Here is a 16,232-nt window from a genome sequence, read left to right on the forward strand (position 1 = left end):
GTGAATGCGCGACATTTTGCGGCGCAATATTTGATTCCTCTTCCAGCCGGGGCTGAGCCATGTTCCAGTACGATCTCGTTGTTGTGGGCAGCGGCCCCGCAGGCCGCCGTGGCGCCATTCAGGCAGCCAAGCTCGGCAAGAAGGTTCTGGTCATCGAACAGGGCAAGCGGGTGGGCGGCGTCTCCGTTCATACCGGCACGATCCCGTCCAAGACCTTGCGCGAAACGGCGCTCAATCTCTCCGGCTGGCGGGAACGCGGCTTTTACGGCCGGGCCTATCGCGTCAAGGACCAGATCAGCGCAGAGGACCTTCGCCGCCGCCTGCTGATCACCCTTGATCATGAAGTTGAAGTGCTGGAGCACCAGTTCGCCCGCAATCGCGTGCAGCATATGCGCGGCAAGGCGAGTTTCATCGACGCCGCGACGTTGCAGGTCGTCAAGGATGATGGCGAGACGATCCAGGTTTCTGCCGCAAGCGTGCTGCTTGCCGTCGGCACCAAGCCGTTCCGGCCCGATTACATGCCCTTCGACGGCAAGGCAATCATCGACAGCGACGAGCTGCTCGATATCGAGGAACTGCCGCGCTCGATGGTCGTCATCGGCGCCGGTGTCATCGGTATCGAATATGCGACGATCTTCAGCGCACTCGACACCGCCGTGACCGTCATCGATCCGAAATCGACGATGCTCGACTTCATCGACAAGGAAATCATCGAGGACTTCACCTATCAGCTGCGTGACCGCAACATGAAACTGCTGCTCGGCCAGAAGGCCGACAAGGTGGAGAAGCTCGACAATGGCAAGGTGCAGCTGACACTCGACAATGGCCGCCACTTGGTCACCGACATGGTGCTCTTTGCCGCCGGACGCATGGGCGCTACCGATACGCTCAACCTGCCGGCCATCGGCCTCGAAGCCGACAATCGCGGCCGCCTGAAGGTCAATCCGGAAACCTTCCAGACCTCGGTACCGAACATCTATGCCGCCGGCGACGTCGTCGGCTTTCCGAGCCTTGCCTCGACCTCGATGGAACAGGGCCGCATCGCGGCACGCGTCGCCGTCGGTGCCGTTGCCAAGGAGCCGCCGAAATACTTCCCCTACGGCATCTATGCCGTCCCTGAAATCTCCACCTGCGGCCTGACTGAGGAAGAGATGAAGGAACGCGGCATTCCCTATGAATGCGGTATCGCCCGTTTCCGCGAGACCTCGCGCGGCCATATCATGGGCCTCGATACCGGCCTTTTGAAGCTGATCTTCTCGCTGAAGACGCGGCGCCTGCTCGGCGTCCATATCGTCGGCGAAGGCGCCACCGAGCTCGTTCATATCGGCCAGGCCGTGCTGAACCTGAAGGGTACCGTCGAATATTTCGTCGAGAACACCTTCAACTATCCGACGCTTGCCGAGGCCTACAAGATTGCGGGCCTCGACGCCTGGAACCGCATGGGCGATATCAAGTCGGAGCTTTAGAGCGCTTCCCGGCTAAGCCGGCTCAGTTCGCCAGCAAACCATCTGGTTTCATCCAGTCGAGTTCGCCAAGCGCCGCCTGCAGGTGCTTGGCAACGGCGTGGTTACCTTCGCGAACGGCGATATCGTAGGCCGCGAGGCAGTATTTCACCAATGGCTTGGTCAGCATCGGCTCATCGGACACCGGACAAATGATGCCGGCATAGAGCGACGGGATGCCCGCCTTGTCGCGGAAGCAGCGGCCAAAGACCATCACATAGCTGTAGCGACCGTCTGCCTGGCGCGTCCGGTAGCTCTGCTGCTCCGGCTCGCCTGTCGCGATCGATTCGTGGATGGCCGCAGCCACATTCGCGCGGTCTTCCGGATGAATGCGCTCGATATAGATATCCAGCGGCAGGCCGTGCTCGGTCTTGACGTAATCAAGGCCGAAAAGCTCAGCAACCGCACCATCGGCATAGAGCAGGTTCGCCACGATATCCCAGGTGAAAAAGCCGGACTCTGCCGCCTGCCAATCGGCCTGTTCGGACTCAATGGCGCTGTTCTGGAAGGCCAAGATTTTCCCCTTTGCACATCGTCGCAATCCAGAAGTGTAAAGGATCAGATTCACACTGCAAGGCACTGATTAGCAAATATGAAACTTCTTCACAGCCTCGGAGTCAGGACGCTCGATGACAAACGAAAAGGCCCCGCCGCAAGCGGCGAGGCCTTCGAAAATCCATAAGGGATCAGCCGATTATTCAGCGTCGCCTTCGGAAGCCTTCTTCTTCGGAGCAGCCTTCTTCTTCGGAGCGGCTTCTTCGCCTTCGGAAGCTTCAGCCTTGGCAGCTGCCTTCTTCTTCGGGGCGGCCTTCTTGGCGTCCTTGTCGGAGCCTTCGCCTTCTTCGTCGGCGAGCAGCTCTTCCTTGGTGACCTTCTTGTCAGTGACGTCGATTTCGGTCAGCAGATGGTCGATGACCTTCTCTTCGAAGATCGGAGCGCGGATCGAAGCGGCTGCACCCGGCTGGCTGCGGAAGAACTCGAGGATCTGCTTTTCCTGGCCCGGATACTGGCGCAGCTGTTCGTAGATCGCACGCTGCATTTCGTCTTCGGATACTTCGACGCCGGCCTTTTCGCCGATTTCGGAGAGAACGAGGCCGAGGCGGACGCGGCGTTCAGCGAGCGTCTTGTACTCTTCCTGCGCCTTGTCTTCGGTCGTGCCTTCGTCTTCGAACGAGCGGCCCGACTGTGCGAGGTCGTTGTTCACCTGGCTCCAGATGCCGTTGTACTCAGCGTCAACAAGCGACTTCGGCGTATCGAACTTGTACATCTCGTCGAGCTGGTCGAGGATCTGACGCTTGACCTTCTGGCGGGTCAGCGAGCCGTACTGCGATTCGATCTGGCCGCGGACGATTTCGCGCAGGCGGTCAGCCGATTCGAGGCCGAGCTTCTTGGCCAGTTCGTCGTTGATTTCGGTTTCGCCCGGAGCGGCAACGTCCTTGACGGTGACGTCGAAGGTGGCTTCAGCGCCAGCGAGGTTCTTGGCCGGATAATCGGCCGGGAACGTCACGGTGATGGTCTTTTCGTCGCCAGCCTTGGTGCCGACGAGCTGTTCTTCGAAGCCCGGGATGAAACGGCCGGAGCCGAGAACCAGTTCGGCGCCCTGATCGGTGCCGCCGTCGAAGGCAACGCCGTCGACCTTGCCGACGTAGTCCATGGTGATGCGGTCGCCGTCAGCAGCCTTGCCCTTCTTGGTTTCGTAAGAGCGGGCGCTCTCGGCAACCTTCAGGACCTGTTCGTTGACTTCGTCGTCGGAGATATCGACGACTTCGCGGGTGATCTTGATGCCCTTGGTGGACTTCAGTTCGATCGGTGGCAGGACTTCGTAGGACAGCGTGAATTCGAAGTCCTTCTCAGCGGCGAGGATCTTCTCGGCTTCGTCCTTGTCCTCGGTCATGGCGATTTCCGGCTGGGTAGCCGACTTTTCGCCACGGCTGGAAAGGATCTGGGTCGGCTGTTCGCGGACGATCTCGTTGACGAGGTCGGCCATGATCGACTTGCCGTAGACCTTCTTGAGGTGAGCAGGCGGTACCTTGCCCGGACGGAAGCCGTTGATACGGACCTTGTCCTTTACGTCGGCAAGACGCTCGTTCAGCTTGCTTTCCATGTCCTTGGCCGGGATAACGACCTTGATTTCGCGCTTCAGCCCTTCAGCGAGCGTTTCGATAACCTGCATGTCTTCCTACCTTCATTTCGTTGGCGGCCGTGCCCAGACGCCTTCGTTTCGATGAGCACGACGCCGGACAATTTGGCCGCGCGTGGCTTTGTTCTTCAAATTCCAATACATCCCGCCGTTAAGGGGGACGGCGCCATCCTGCCGGGTAATCGGGATATCCCGCCTGCAAGCCAGCTTTGGTGCGGGTAGAGAGACTTGAACTCCCACGCCTTGCGGCACCAGAACCTAAATCTGGCGTGTCTACCAATTTCACCATACCCGCGTTCGCAAAACCGCATGCATATGCCTGCGCATGAGGCCTTCCGGAGCGCGGCGTCTCTATATCACCCGATTTGGTAGAGGCAAAGGAAAAATGAAGGCCCGATGACAGCGATCAACCGCCCGGCGAGCGGCAATCCACAGGCCTCTCCTCCAATCAGTAAAGCGGCTCCTCATAGGCTGCCTTCCCATCGACGAGAAGGCTCCTGATCTGCGCCGTTCCATCGGCCGAAACACGGGCCGCAACCGAGACCTGACCATCCTGCCGGGCCTCCTCAAGTGGCTTGCCCTCGCCCTCGGGAACATAGTAGCGCTCGATGCCATACTCGACGCGCATGCTGTCGCCGCCGGCCGGACCATAACTATAGAAAGGCTGGCTTCTGATAACCACACTGCCGCCCTCTTCCGGCAGCGCAGAGAATGACGATTCGGCGACGTTCCAGAAGCCATCGGCCTGCGGCTTCAACCGCACCCATAGCACCTGTTCGCCGGCGGCCGACGGAAGCCCGCCCTTGACGCTGCTGACCGGCACGGAGGAGATGTCGTAGTTCAGGACGACATAATCGCCGCGCAGGAAGTCGCGCGGATCGACGGGCGCAGTCTTGAGGACGACCTCCGCGCCGCTGCGCAGGATCGCAGCACGGCTCTCTATGATATAGCCGAGTACCGCGGTCTGCAGACCGGCAGCGACAAGCGCCGCCACCATATAACGCCTTGCCGGATTGCGGCTCAAGATGATCGCGCTCATTGGGCCACCTCCGCCTTTTTTCCACCGAAGCGCCGTTCCAGCCGGATCACCAGCCAGGCGACTAGAGCGACGAAGACGCCGGAGAGAAGGAAGAGACTGGATGTGCCAAGGATCGAGCCGACCGTTTCCGATGCGAGATAAAGGACGTCGGCGGCAAACATCAGATAGGCTAGATAGCGAACGGCGCCGTTATCCCGGCCCTGCAGCGCGATTGCCAATACGGCGATCGCGAGCGTGATAAGGCTGAGAACGACAAGCGCGCCGCCTTTCTGAAGTTCTATATTGAGCAGCAGTAAACCGACGGTGGCGATCAGGAATGCGTAGAAGGCCGGTGCAGCCCCCGCGGCCTTGATGAAGGCGGAATTGCGTAGTGGCGGCAGGCTGACGGCCAGGAACACCGCGAGACCGCAGACCACATACGCTGCGGCCAGCCAGAAATCGTCGTGCAAGGTATAAAGCCATGCCAGCCAGCCGACCACCAGGAAGTAGGCAAGGTGGCGTGACCGGCCAGCGTCGGTATAGCGAACCAGCGCAATGAGGACGACGCTCATTGCCAGCGGCGCCCAGGCGCCGGCACCGACCCAGCGGGTGTCGTAATTGCTGAGATAGACACCAAAGGACGCCCAGGAGAGAAAGCCCGCGATTGCCGTTGCCGGGCCCGAGCGGAAGAGCGCGGCCGAAATGGCAGCGATGGCGAACCAGAGATACATGACCGTCTGCTCGTCGCCGGACAGATGATACATCTGCCCGATCAGCGATATGGCCCCGCCGAAGCTGAGGACGCCGACGACAAGCAGCGCATTGCCTGCGGCGATGGCGCCGCGGGCAAACAGCGCGGCAGCGCCGAGATAGGCCATCCAGATCACGGCCAGGATCGCGCCGGCGCGCACCAGCCGTGGAATGGCCTCCCAGTTGGACGCGACGAGCAGCAGCAGGGCCGCACCCAGCAGGACAGCGGCCAGTACCATCAAGACGCGGCCGAGACTGAAGCTCGCCGGACGGCTGTCATATTCCCCGAGCAGCAGTTCGGCAGTCGCCTCGGGGATTAATCCCTTGCCGACCCACACCGAAAGATCACGCTCCAACCTGCCTCGATACATATCAGCCTCCGCCCCCGTGATGGCATCCGCTAGCGTTATCGCCGGTGATCCGGTTAGGCAATCCCGCGCTCGAAATGCAAGAAACGCCCTGCATGAACTTGGGGCTCTTCTTAACCGACAGTTAACGCCAATGTTCTAATATATGGTCATTGTAGAAAGGCATGCACGATGCGCATAGCCACTATGAAAATATTGCACTGCAAAATAATCATTAGTCATACTATTTAGATCATCAAGAAGCGCGGGCGTGGCAGCCCGGCCCGGTTAACCGGAAGCCTGCGGATATGATGTCCGTATAAAGAATTCGGAGATGCGCACTCCTCCTCCCAGCGCACTCCGATAGACTGACAACACTTCTCCTCCCAGTTGTCAGTCACCTACATGACGCCCACCGGATCCTCCCCCGGTGGGCGTTTTGTTTAACGGGTGGTTAAACGATTAAATCAGCCGGAATGCATATATGCCGCTTGATGTCTGCGGACGGAGCCGGCGGCGCGCGAGAAGCTATAGATACATATCCTGCCGTAAGCCGGAAATGTTGAGCGCTGCTGCGGCGGCGCCTACTCCGGGCATCCGGTCTCCCCCTTTGCGCGCTCGAAAAACACTCTCAGCCGCAGCTGGCGCCGGACCACCGGCAATAGGCACGCTGGGGAATATCATTCTGCCTATTCATTGACCAGAAAGCGGCAAAATCATGCAATTCACGGCGCCAGACCTGCGCAAAGCGCATAGGTGACTTGAAATCTTGTCTCTATTCGTTCTTTGCGGCGCAGCATATATTCAGCCCATCAAATGAAAGCCAGCGCGGATAGGCTGCAGCTGGCAGATGCGAACACTCGGAAAGGGGATCAAAATGAACATTACCCGCTCTTTCAACAACTGGCGCAAGTACCGTCAGACCGTTAGCGAACTCGGCCGCATGAGCAACCGCGAATTGCACGACCTCGGCATCGACCGGTCGGAAATCCATCGCGTCGCTCGCGAGGCAGCTGCCCGCTAATTCAGGCGATCAGCGTCCTCCCAAGCTGATCTCCTTCTCAAAACGCCCGGTGCTCACGCAACGGGCGTTTTCTTTTGCCTGAAATTTACACTTTCGTAAGAGTTGCAGCCAAAAAGGCTTCACTTTTAGCGCTCAAAAAATCACACCTGCGCATTTCGCGGGCAGATCATTGCACAAACGCATAGCAGATGCCTTTTCTTTGCACTGCACAATATGACAGAGATCCACTATATGAATGTCCAAGCGCAGAGACGGCGATGACGCCGGCCGCGAGACACTTCTAAGGATGAAGACAATGAACCCGATCCGCATTGCAAAGAGCTGGATTAGCTACCGCCGTACGCTTAACGAACTCGGCAACCTGTCCAACCAGACCCTCTCCGATATCGGCATCAGCCGCTACGAGATCCGTAACATTGCATCCCGTTCGTTCCGCTAATCAGCGGCGAATGTGATACACCCAAAACGGCGCCGTTAGGCGCCGTTTTCGTTTTCAGGCCTGTTCCCAAGCCGGCAAGTCGCCGGTGCTCACCGTTGAACCGCCGCCCGTTCAAACGAACGCGGATTCATCAGATTCTTTGTGATTGAGAATTATGCGCGGTTTGCGGTTTGCCTGGCTGCGGACACGCGCATCAGCGCATCGACGTCTGTAACGCCACCGGCTGGAGAAGCCGCGCTGTTTCGCGCGGCCTGCTCATTGATCATATTGACCGGTAATCAGTTCCGCCATCTTCCCGTCGGATTGTTCGCTTCGCTGCTGAAGAACCGCGAGGCTGCTTCGGTGCGATTGCGCACATTCATCTTCTTGTAGATGTTGCGGACGTGAACCTTGACCGTGTTCTCCGACAGATGGAGTTCATCGGCAATGATCTTGTTCTGCGTGCCCTTGCAGATCAGATCAAGGATCTGCACCTCGCGCGTCGTCAGGGACGACATATCGCCCTGTCTCAGCCGCATCGCCCCTGCCCCGGCCACCGCAACGGAGCGTGCTTCGTAAAGCGAGCGCTCGGGCGCCTGGTTGGTCAGGCGGTTCAGCAGTGCCGACGGGAAATGCTCGCCACCCTTCATCAGAAGATCGACAGCTGCCATGAACACATCGAGCCTTAGATTGAGCGGCAGGACGCCATCGATGACGCGGGCCTCGACGAGCCGGTTGATATAGGGCTCCATCATGTCGATCGCTTCGACGACGAGACCGATCGATGTCGCGGGGTGATTTTCCCTGACAGTCGCCAGAGCATCGCTGAGCTCCGTTCCGGTAATGTGGTAGAAGAGAACCAGCGTGGCATCGTTGGCATCATTCTGCAGCATGGCCTTGGAATAGCCCCTGCTGATGACTTCGCAACTCGGAAACTTCTTCGCCAGCGCCTCGACGAGGCATTCGGAGAACAAGTCGGCATTCGCAATGACAAGTATTGTGTCCCCGGCGGGACCGAACTTTCGGCTCTGATCGGCATCACCAGTCTTCGACGCAGTCATGAACATTTACGCCTCCCCATAGCGTTACACGTTACAAATGCTTTGAGTGATACTTCCGGGCGGCCCGGACGGGCACCCCTCGTAATTCCCGTCTTCATTAGTTAGCCATTTCTTAATTATGGTAATACGAAGTTCCATTGAAGGAAATGGCCCAAACGGGTTAGTTTTTGTAAATATACAATGACATTTCCTATTGTTCTGGTTGTATCCACCCCATCCTAGATAACTTATGGGGTATATAGTCGGTTATTTTTGGTCCTTTATGGTATTTTCGAACCAATAGTAGGTGCGTCGTCTTTTTCACTCTTTTGGACAGCGCCAATTAACCGGAATGTTACTTATGCAAGACTTTTGACTTAGAGGTGGAGCGAAACGAAGCGGCCCAATTGCCCGCAAATGGGGGTGGCTGCATGCGGTTTCATTGCCAGCGAACAGAGGTCATCTTGAAACGCCTTGATCAGTCCGGGCGAGCCACAGTGAGTTCCAACGCGCTAGCCCGAATTGGTATCTAGGAAGCTCGGTTCTTCTCGGTCAAAGTCGTATTGTCGCTCAATTGCGGCACCGGAAACGCGGAATATCCCCTCGCGACTGCGATATCTCTGCTTTTCCATTGGGGCAACTCAAACAACTGAAAGCATGAAGTCTTCAATCACATGATTGCGGAGCTAGATCTGTGCGTCCTTGTACTGAGTTACGCGCAATCCAATACATCAGGTTTGGTCAACAAACCGGAATTGAACCGCAGATGACCAGGTAATGCATACATCTGCATATGAGTAATCAGTATCGGAGTAAGCGCGAGTAAAATCCCATTTGAGATGAGAGGGATTTCGCACACTGCTCCGAATTCCTTTGGAGGAAGCGAAATGAGCCAGAATTATCAGCCGGGCGGCGACACCGAGACCAATAACATCGGTGCGCTTGCAGACGGCTTCCTGGGCAATACCGCAATCAATGATCCGGACACTTCGGATAATTCCACCGCTTATATTGGCGGCCTCGCTAATGGTGACAATCGTGACAACACGACCAATACCGACAACAGTGATAACAGCGATAACAGCGACAACAGTGATCATAGCGACAACAGCTCGGATATCACCGTCGATGCGACGCTCGACCTGCTGAACGGCAACAATCGCGACAACAGCTACGATTGGGACTACGACAGCAAGACCACGAATACGACGACCAATACTAACATCAACGACGCTGATACCAATGTGAAGTCGGACTATGACTGGAGCTACGACAGCAAGTCGTACAGCGACAACGATATCAACACGAAGACCGACACCGACATCAAGACGGTCACCGATACCGACGTCAAGACAACCACGACATCGGACAGCTTCAATACGGCTGACAGCTTCAACAAGACCGACAACGACACGACGAACACTGCCGACAGCTTCAACAAGACCGATACCGACTTCGCGACCATTCACGACGTCAAGGACTTCGATAATCTTGGAGTGGCCGGCAACGACGTCAACTTCAATCTCGGCGACAACTTCTCCTTTACGCTCGATATCGACAACATCCTGAACGGTGCCTTCAACAACGGCAACGCCTTCAGTGCCATCCAGGCAAACCACCTGGCGGACCAGGACACGTCCTGGGGCATGAAGATGGATGCTTCCAACGCCGACAACAAACTGTCGGTGGATGGCGGTAACGCACATGGTGCTGACGGTATGGACCTCAGCCATCATGGCGGCTGGACCGGCGGCGCAGGCGACGACGTCAACGGTTCGAGCGTTGCGGACGCATCTGCGATCCTTGCGAATTCGGGTATCCACATGGAACTCGTGCAGGGCGCGAATATGCTCAGCAACACGTTCGATGCGATCGGACATGACTCGCATACCACGGGCCAGGACTCGCACGACGGCGGTGCCGCGTAACCTCAAGCAACGTCCAAGACCTGCTGCACCGGCGTTCGCGCCGGTGCAGTTTGGCGGCTTGAAACGCAGCACACGAGAGTATCCAAGGGCGGATATGCTGCAGATCAGGCCGGACACCGTGTCAAACGGGAGGGGCCATCATGCATAGCGAGAAGATTTCCGAAATCATTGCGCACTTCATCGGTCTATTCGATACGGCGGTCGAAGAGGCGAGAGCACGCAATGTATATGCGGAAGGGGCACGCCCGAATGAGGACGTCGCCATCCAGCCCGAGGACGAAATCCGGGCGGCGGCGTTTTCATCGGATCTGCAACTGAAGGACTTCGACCCGAGCGCACCGTACCGCTCGTTGGCCTACGACATCAATTTCGCCCATCCGCGCTTTTATGGGCACGCCTTCGAAGAGAGTCTGGCGAAGCTTTCCGATCTCGCGCATCGCGACTTCGGCGGCCTCCATTATATTCCGAGCTTCAGCATGCCGGGTGAAGATCCGGAGCTGCAGGTCTTTCAAGGACCTGGCTCGATGGTCGCGCATGTCGCGCAGGTGAACATCCTCTACGACGACGACTATCTGAACATGACGGACCGCGATGCCGAATTCCGGGATACGAGCTTCGTCACCGCGCAACTGCTCTATCTCCAGGAAAAGGCCGAAGCTGCGTCACCGTTCATCAGTCTCGATCGCACTGACAGCGCCGATGCGCTGAAGACGATTGCCGACAACATTCATACCTATGTCAACTCGGTCCTCGACTCGGGAACACCCGGCCCTGGCGGCGAGCTGCAGACTTATGGCAGCGACGACACCGATACGAGCGGGCAGACTTATAGCTATGTCGATGCGGGCCACGACATCGGCGGCACAGAGCTGACGGGTGCAATCTACATCAACGGCAAGGTCGCCGATGCAGCGCCCGTTCTCGACGACTACATGCCTGACAGAGGCATCGCGAAGCCGCCGGAAGATCCCGAGACAGGCAAGACCGACCTGCCGATCGAGCAGCATGGCGGACCGCTCAACAGCCTCGACGTGGCCGCCGGCGCCAATGTGCTCGCCAATATCGTCGCCATCACCGATACCGCCGTCATATCCTCGGTGACCGCGGTGATGGGCAACTACCATCAGATCGACGCGATCTCGCAGAGTTACGTCTACAGCGACCATGACCATATCGACAGCATGTTCGACACCTCGGGAAGCGCCGCGACTGTTGCCAAGAACATCGCGAGCTTCCAGCGCAGCGTCTATGACGATGGCGGCTCTCAACACGCGACTTCAGCCGATACAGGTCACGACCCGATTTTCCCGACCGCCTGGCGCGTCAGCGTCGTCGATGGCGACGTGTCCTTCGTCAACTGGATCGAGCAGTATCACTTCATCAACGACAACGACACGATGACGATTACCGCCACCGGCACGGAAGCAACCGTGCTGACGGGCGGCAATGCATCCGTGAATTTCGCGTCGATGTTCGGCATCGGCATGCAATATGATCTGGTGATCGTTGGCGGCAACGTCCTCGACATGAACGTCATTTCGCAGATCGCCGTCCTCTATGACAACGATTGGGCGCGCGGCGAACCGGGCGCCCCGGGGGCGACCATCCAGTCAGGCAACAACCTGATCTGGAACCTGGCCGAAATCCACAATGTCGGCGCCAACGACCGTTTCCAGGCGATGCCCGACTATATGGTGCAGACGCAGAAAGCGATCGAGGAGCGTGACGCATCGATGCCGTCGGGGCTGGCGCATGACGCCAATTTCGCAGGCCAGGCCGGGCTCAACGTCCTCTACATCACCGGCAATCTCTACGACGTCAACGTCATCAAGCAGGTCAGCCTGCTCGGCGATTCCGACGACGTCACCCACGCGATCTCGGCGATCGCCCAGAACAACCAGAATGCCACGATCCATGTCGATACCGGCAGCAACGCTGTCGTCAATATCGCGCAGATCCTGGATTACGACACGTTCGGCCACACGACCTATCTCGGCGGACAGCTCTACTCGGATGCCATCCTGATCCAGAGCGGCCTCGTCGAACACGACACCTCCCAGCCGCAATCCGCGCCACTTGCAAATGAGGTCATCGCATTTCTCGGCGATGACGCAACGCATCACGCAGGCTCCGAGGACGCCACAATCAACGGCGGCCACGATCTTTCATGGACGCTTACTCACCCGGACGTGATGCAAGGCGTCACTGCATAGTTTTGAGTAGAGGGAAACGCTCCCATGAATCACATTCCAAAGAACACCTTCACCGGAAGCCGGACTTTGGGACTTGGCCGCCGCGGCAGTGCCTTCGACGAGGACATGACCGACGAGTGCATGTCGGCGATCGACGATGCGGTGGCGAACCTTCGCCAGCTAACGGCGAAGCGTGCTGCCGCAAGGGCTGCGGCACAGGCAGAATCCGCCGCGCGCGACGATGCGGCGTTCCGTGCCGCTGCGTCCGAAGATATTGCCGAGGTTCCGCCAGCGGCCGCTGCGGCCGAGCCCTCCGTGGTCATCGATGCAGAAGCCGACACCGTCGTCGAAGCAACGGCCGAGGTTGAGGCCAAGACCGCGGAGCCCGCGATCGAGCTTGTCGCCGAAGCGCCCGCTCCGGAGCCTGAAATCATCGCGCCCGCAGAACCGAACTCCGCTGCTGCAGAACCCATTGCTCCCGTCATGGAGAGAACGGCACCGGTTCAGGACGAGCCGATCGCGCGCCGGACGCCTGAGAGCCCGGAAATTCCCATTGCCATACCCGAGGCCGCGCCGGAACTGAAACAGAGCCCTGCCGCCATTCCCTTCGGCAAGACCATCGAAGGCGATACCGGTCCGCTGCAGGACAACGAACGCCGGCTGAAGACTGGCGGCGGCGGAAACGGCAAGGACACCGATTCCGGTGGCGGCGGTGGCGGAGGCGGCGGAAACGGCGCCAATTTCCACAAGCGCAGCGAACCGGTGAATTTTGCTGCCAGCCTTGCCAAGGGCATTGCCGCGATCCGCCGCAATATGGTGATCGTCATGGCCTTCACCATTGCGATCAACGTGCTGCTATTGGCGATCCCGCTCTATCTCTTCCAGATCTCCGACCGCGTGCTGACCAGCCGGTCGATCGACACGCTCGTCATGCTGACCATCGCCGTGCTCGGCGCGGTGCTGATCCAGGCATTTCTCGATTCCATTCGCCGCTTCATCCTGATGCGCACGGCCGTCGAGCTCGAAGTGCAGCTCGGCGCGCCGATCCTCAGTGCTGCGGCCCGCGCCTCGCTGCACGGAACCGGCAAGGACTATCAGATCCTGCAGGATCTGCAGCAGCTGCGCGGATTCATCACGTCGGGCACGCTGATCGCCTTCCTCGATGCACCGCTGATGCCGCTGTTCATCGTCGTGGTCTATCTCGTCCACCCGCATCTCGGCATCATCATCATGGTCTGCTGCGCGGTGCTGTTCTTCATCGCCTACCTCAACCAGCGCTTCACGGCCCGCCCGTTCGCCGAAGCCAATGGCTATCTCAGCCGGGCGAATTTCCATCTCGACTCGATGGCCCGCAATTCGCAGATCATCAATGCACTGGCGATGATCCCGGAAGCCGTGAAGATGTGGGGCCGGGAAACGGCGGGATCGCTGAAAAGCCATGTCGCCGCCCAGGACCGCAACATCATCTTTTCAGGCATTTCGAAGGCCTGCCGGATGATCACGCAGGTGGCGCTGCTTGGCTGGGGCGCACATCTTTCGCTGTCGGGCGAGCTGACGGGCGGCATGGTGATAGCCGCTTCGATCGTCTCCGGACGCGCGCTGGCGCCGATCGAGGGCGCGATTGAAGGCTGGCATCAGTTCAACCGCTCTGCCGCCGCCTATGGCCGCATCAAACAGCTGCTGATCAATTCGCCGCTGAACTTCCCGCGCCTGCGCCTGCCCAATCCGGAAGGACGCCTCGACGTCGAGCGCATCCTCTTCGTTCCGCCACCTCAGAAGAAGGTCATCCTCAACGGCATCTCCTTCTCGTTGAAGAAGGGCGAATCCCTTGCTGTCATCGGCAATTCGGGTTCCGGCAAGACGACGCTCGGCAAGATGCTTGTTGGCTCAATCCTGCCGACCTCGGGCAACGTGCGCCTCGACCTCATGGACCTGCGCAACTGGGATCAGCGGCAGTTCGGCGAAAGCATCGGCTATCTGCCGCAGGACGTGCAGCTCTTTCCGGGCACGATCAAGGCCAACATCTGCCGCATGCGCGACGATGTCGAGGATCATCAGATCTACGAAGCAGCCGTRCTTGCCGACGTTCATGAGCTGATCGCCAGCTTCCCGCAGGGCTACGAGACGGTCGTCGCTGCCGATGGCGCGCCGCTCTCCGGCGGCCAGAAGCAGCGTATCGCGCTAGCCCGCGCCTTCTTCGGCAGCCCGAAATTCGTGGTGCTCGACGAGCCCAACTCGAACCTCGACACTCAGGGTGAGGCAGCTCTTGCCCGCGCGCTGATCCATGCCAAGAAGCAGGGCATTACCACCGTCACCATCACGCAACGCCCTGCCCTGCTGCAGTGCGTAGACAAGATCCTTCTGCTCAAGGATGGCTCGGTCGGGATGTTCGGCGAGCGTATGGAAGTGCTGCAAGCCATCCAGGGCAACAACAATAACAATCGTCCCCAGCCGCGTATCGAAGGTTAAATCGAAATGGCGAGTACCACTCTGCAGACGAGCAACAATCCCGTCGAATGGTATAGCGAGGTTCCGCGCTCGATCCGCTATCACAGCATCATCGGCCTCAGCGTCCTTGCTGCTTCCTTCGGCAGTTTCGGCATCTGGGCCGGCACGGCGCCGCTGGCCTCGGCGATCATCGCGCAGGGCAGCTTCGTTGCCACGGGCAATAACAAGGTCGTCCAGCATCTCGAGGGCGGCATCATCAAGGACATGCGGGTCAGTGAAGGCGACGTCGTCAAGGAAGGTGACGTCCTCCTGACCCTCGACCCGACGGCAGCACTGTCGAATGACCGCATGCTCAAGCTCCGGCGGCTGCGCCTGGAGGCGGTAGTCGCCCGTTTGCGGGCCGAAGCTGCCGGCGACAAGGATCTGAAGATCCCCGCGGTCGTCATGGCCGAGGCCAGCGATCCGGATGTCGGTTCGATTATCCAGAGCCAGAATATCGTGTTCCGCAGCAAGCAGGTCAAACTTGAAGAACAGCTGAACCTGATCGACAAAAACATCGCCTCGCTCGACTTTCGCTTCAAGGGTTATAGCGGCCAGAAGGACTCCTTCGAACGGCAGCTTTCACTGCTTACCGAAGAGCGCGATTCCAAGGCCCGCCTCGTCAAGGTCGGGTACATGCGCAAGACGGACCTTTTGGCGATCGAGCGCGCCATGGCCGATGCCATGGGCGATATTTCGCGTCTGCAAGGCGAGCTAAACGAGAGCGAGGCCGAAATCGCCAAGTTCCGCCAGGAGGCCGTTATCGCCGTCAACTCCAACAAGCAGGCAGCGCTCGATGCGCTTGAAAGCGCTGATTCCGATCTCGACAGCGTGCGCGAACAGGCCCGCGAGGCGCAGGGCGTGCTTGAGCGGACAGTGATCCGTTCGCCCGTCAACGGTACCGTGATCCGTGCCTATTACCACACGGCAGGCGGGGTTATCACCACAGGCAAGCCGATCATGGAAATCCTGCCCGCGCATGTGCCGCTGATCATCGAGGCGCAGGTTCTGCGCACATCGATCGACCAGCTGCACGAAGGCCAGACGGCCGCCATCCGCCTTTCGGCGCTGAACCGGCGCACGACGCCTGTTCTGAACGGCAAGGTGTTTTATGTTTCGGCGGACTCTATCGAGGAGAATTCCGGCCTGCAGACCAAGGATGTCTATATCGTCCGCGTCGAAATACCGGATTCGGAGATTGCCAAGGTGCATGGGTTCCATCCGGTACCCGGGATGCCGGCGGATGTGCTGATCCAGACATCCGAGCGGACATTCTTCGAATATATCACCAAGCCGATCACCGACAGTATGTCGCGGGCCTTTAAGGAGCGCTGACCGCCCTAATACGAAGAGATTAGAAGCCTCCTGTTCCGATCTGCAGTATTG

At 58.8% G+C, this 16,232-nt stretch carries 12 protein-coding genes and 1 tRNA gene; 7 read left to right on the plus strand and 6 right to left on the minus strand.

Going from position 1 to position 16,232, the window contains the following annotated elements; translation table 11 throughout:
- Nucleotides 1-59 precede the first annotated feature (59 nt).
- On the plus strand, nucleotides 60-1,466 hold the full coding sequence (sthA, locus tag AC1DIJ_RS24210) for a Si-specific NAD(P)(+) transhydrogenase (protein ID WP_112387995.1): 1,407 nt from the start codon (nucleotides 60-62) through the stop codon (nucleotides 1,464-1,466).
- 22 nt (nucleotides 1,467-1,488) lie between these two features.
- Here the strand turns inward: sthA and AC1DIJ_RS24215 are convergent, their stop codons facing one another.
- The 5 genes from AC1DIJ_RS24215 to AC1DIJ_RS24235 form a co-directional block, all read right to left on the minus strand.
- Nucleotides 1,489-2,016: a PAS domain-containing protein gene (locus tag AC1DIJ_RS24215; RefSeq protein WP_477831646.1), complete on the minus strand. Its 528-nt coding sequence runs from the start codon at nucleotides 2,014-2,016 to the stop codon at nucleotides 1,489-1,491.
- 180 nt (nucleotides 2,017-2,196) lie between these two features.
- Nucleotides 2,197-3,675, minus strand: a complete 1,479-nt coding sequence (tig, locus tag AC1DIJ_RS24220; protein ID WP_112387994.1) for a trigger factor — start codon at nucleotides 3,673-3,675, stop codon at nucleotides 2,197-2,199.
- A 177-nt stretch (nucleotides 3,676-3,852) separates the two neighbouring features.
- Nucleotides 3,853-3,937: transfer RNA gene (locus tag AC1DIJ_RS24225), tRNA-Leu, on the minus strand.
- A 153-nt stretch (nucleotides 3,938-4,090) separates the two neighbouring features.
- Entirely contained in the window at nucleotides 4,091-4,681 is a 591-nt protein-coding gene (locus AC1DIJ_RS24230) for a GDYXXLXY domain-containing protein (RefSeq protein WP_112387993.1), read from the minus strand.
- Complete coding sequence (locus tag AC1DIJ_RS24235) at nucleotides 4,678-5,781, minus strand: DUF2157 domain-containing protein (RefSeq protein ID WP_112387992.1); 1,104 nt, start codon at nucleotides 5,779-5,781, stop codon at nucleotides 4,678-4,680. Before AC1DIJ_RS24235 ends, AC1DIJ_RS24230 begins: the two co-directional genes overlap by 4 nt.
- A gap of 853 nt (nucleotides 5,782-6,634) precedes the next feature.
- Between AC1DIJ_RS24235 and AC1DIJ_RS24240 the strand changes: the two genes are divergently transcribed.
- Nucleotides 6,635-6,781 (plus strand): DUF1127 domain-containing protein, encoded by a 147-nt coding sequence (locus AC1DIJ_RS24240; protein WP_112387991.1) that lies wholly within the window; start codon nucleotides 6,635-6,637, stop codon nucleotides 6,779-6,781.
- A 295-nt stretch (nucleotides 6,782-7,076) separates the two neighbouring features.
- Entirely contained in the window at nucleotides 7,077-7,220 is a 144-nt protein-coding gene (locus AC1DIJ_RS24245) for a DUF1127 domain-containing protein (RefSeq protein WP_074061123.1), read from the plus strand.
- A gap of 278 nt (nucleotides 7,221-7,498) precedes the next feature.
- On the opposite strand, the gene AC1DIJ_RS24250 is transcribed toward AC1DIJ_RS24245, so the two are convergent.
- Nucleotides 7,499-8,266: a helix-turn-helix transcriptional regulator gene (locus tag AC1DIJ_RS24250; protein ID WP_112387990.1), complete on the minus strand. Its 768-nt coding sequence runs from the start codon at nucleotides 8,264-8,266 to the stop codon at nucleotides 7,499-7,501.
- A gap of 860 nt (nucleotides 8,267-9,126) precedes the next feature.
- Between AC1DIJ_RS24250 and AC1DIJ_RS24255 the strand changes: the two genes are divergently transcribed.
- The 4 genes from AC1DIJ_RS24255 to AC1DIJ_RS24270 all read left to right on the plus strand — a co-directional run bounded on the left by AC1DIJ_RS24255 (nucleotide 9,127) and on the right by AC1DIJ_RS24270 (nucleotide 16,181).
- The gene (locus AC1DIJ_RS24255) at nucleotides 9,127-10,167 is read left to right on the plus strand and encodes a fibrinogen-binding protein (RefSeq protein WP_112387989.1); all 1,041 of its coding nucleotides are present in this window, start codon (nucleotides 9,127-9,129) and stop codon (nucleotides 10,165-10,167) included.
- Between the two features lie 140 nt (nucleotides 10,168-10,307).
- Complete coding sequence (locus tag AC1DIJ_RS24260) at nucleotides 10,308-12,380, plus strand: hypothetical protein (RefSeq protein WP_112387988.1); 2,073 nt, start codon at nucleotides 10,308-10,310, stop codon at nucleotides 12,378-12,380.
- Between the two features lie 24 nt (nucleotides 12,381-12,404).
- Nucleotides 12,405-14,828 (plus strand): type I secretion system permease/ATPase, encoded by a 2,424-nt coding sequence (locus AC1DIJ_RS24265; protein ID WP_112387987.1) that lies wholly within the window; start codon nucleotides 12,405-12,407, stop codon nucleotides 14,826-14,828.
- Between the two features lie 6 nt (nucleotides 14,829-14,834).
- A complete protein-coding gene (locus AC1DIJ_RS24270; RefSeq protein WP_112387986.1) occupies nucleotides 14,835-16,181 on the plus strand; it encodes an HlyD family type I secretion periplasmic adaptor subunit in 1,347 nt (448 codons plus the stop codon).
- The last annotated feature ends 51 nt before the right edge of the window (nucleotides 16,182-16,232 follow it).

This window comes from Rhizobium sp. 10N427, from assembly GCF_056394605.1.

What these genes read in the sequence shown, in the direction of transcription:
- sthA (WP_112387995.1), top strand. Translation starts at nt 60, where the DNA reads ATGTTCCAGTACGATCTCGTTGTTGTGGGCAGCGGCCCCGCAGGCCGC.
- tig (WP_112387994.1), bottom strand. Translation starts at nt 3,675, where the DNA reads ATGCAGGTTATCGAAACGCTCGCTGAAGGGCTGAAGCGCGAAATCAAG.
- AC1DIJ_RS24230 (WP_112387993.1), bottom strand. Translation starts at nt 4,681, where the DNA reads ATGAGCGCGATCATCTTGAGCCGCAATCCGGCAAGGCGTTATATGGTG.
- AC1DIJ_RS24235 (WP_112387992.1), bottom strand. Translation starts at nt 5,781, where the DNA reads ATGTATCGAGGCAGGTTGGAGCGTGATCTTTCGGTGTGGGTCGGCAAG.
- AC1DIJ_RS24240 (WP_112387991.1), top strand. Translation starts at nt 6,635, where the DNA reads ATGAACATTACCCGCTCTTTCAACAACTGGCGCAAGTACCGTCAGACC.
- AC1DIJ_RS24245 (WP_074061123.1), top strand. Translation starts at nt 7,077, where the DNA reads ATGAACCCGATCCGCATTGCAAAGAGCTGGATTAGCTACCGCCGTACG.
- AC1DIJ_RS24250 (WP_112387990.1), bottom strand. Translation starts at nt 8,266, where the DNA reads ATGTTCATGACTGCGTCGAAGACTGGTGATGCCGATCAGAGCCGAAAG.
- AC1DIJ_RS24255 (WP_112387989.1), top strand. Translation starts at nt 9,127, where the DNA reads ATGAGCCAGAATTATCAGCCGGGCGGCGACACCGAGACCAATAACATC.
- AC1DIJ_RS24260 (WP_112387988.1), top strand. Translation starts at nt 10,308, where the DNA reads ATGCATAGCGAGAAGATTTCCGAAATCATTGCGCACTTCATCGGTCTA.
- AC1DIJ_RS24270 (WP_112387986.1), top strand. Translation starts at nt 14,835, where the DNA reads ATGGCGAGTACCACTCTGCAGACGAGCAACAATCCCGTCGAATGGTAT.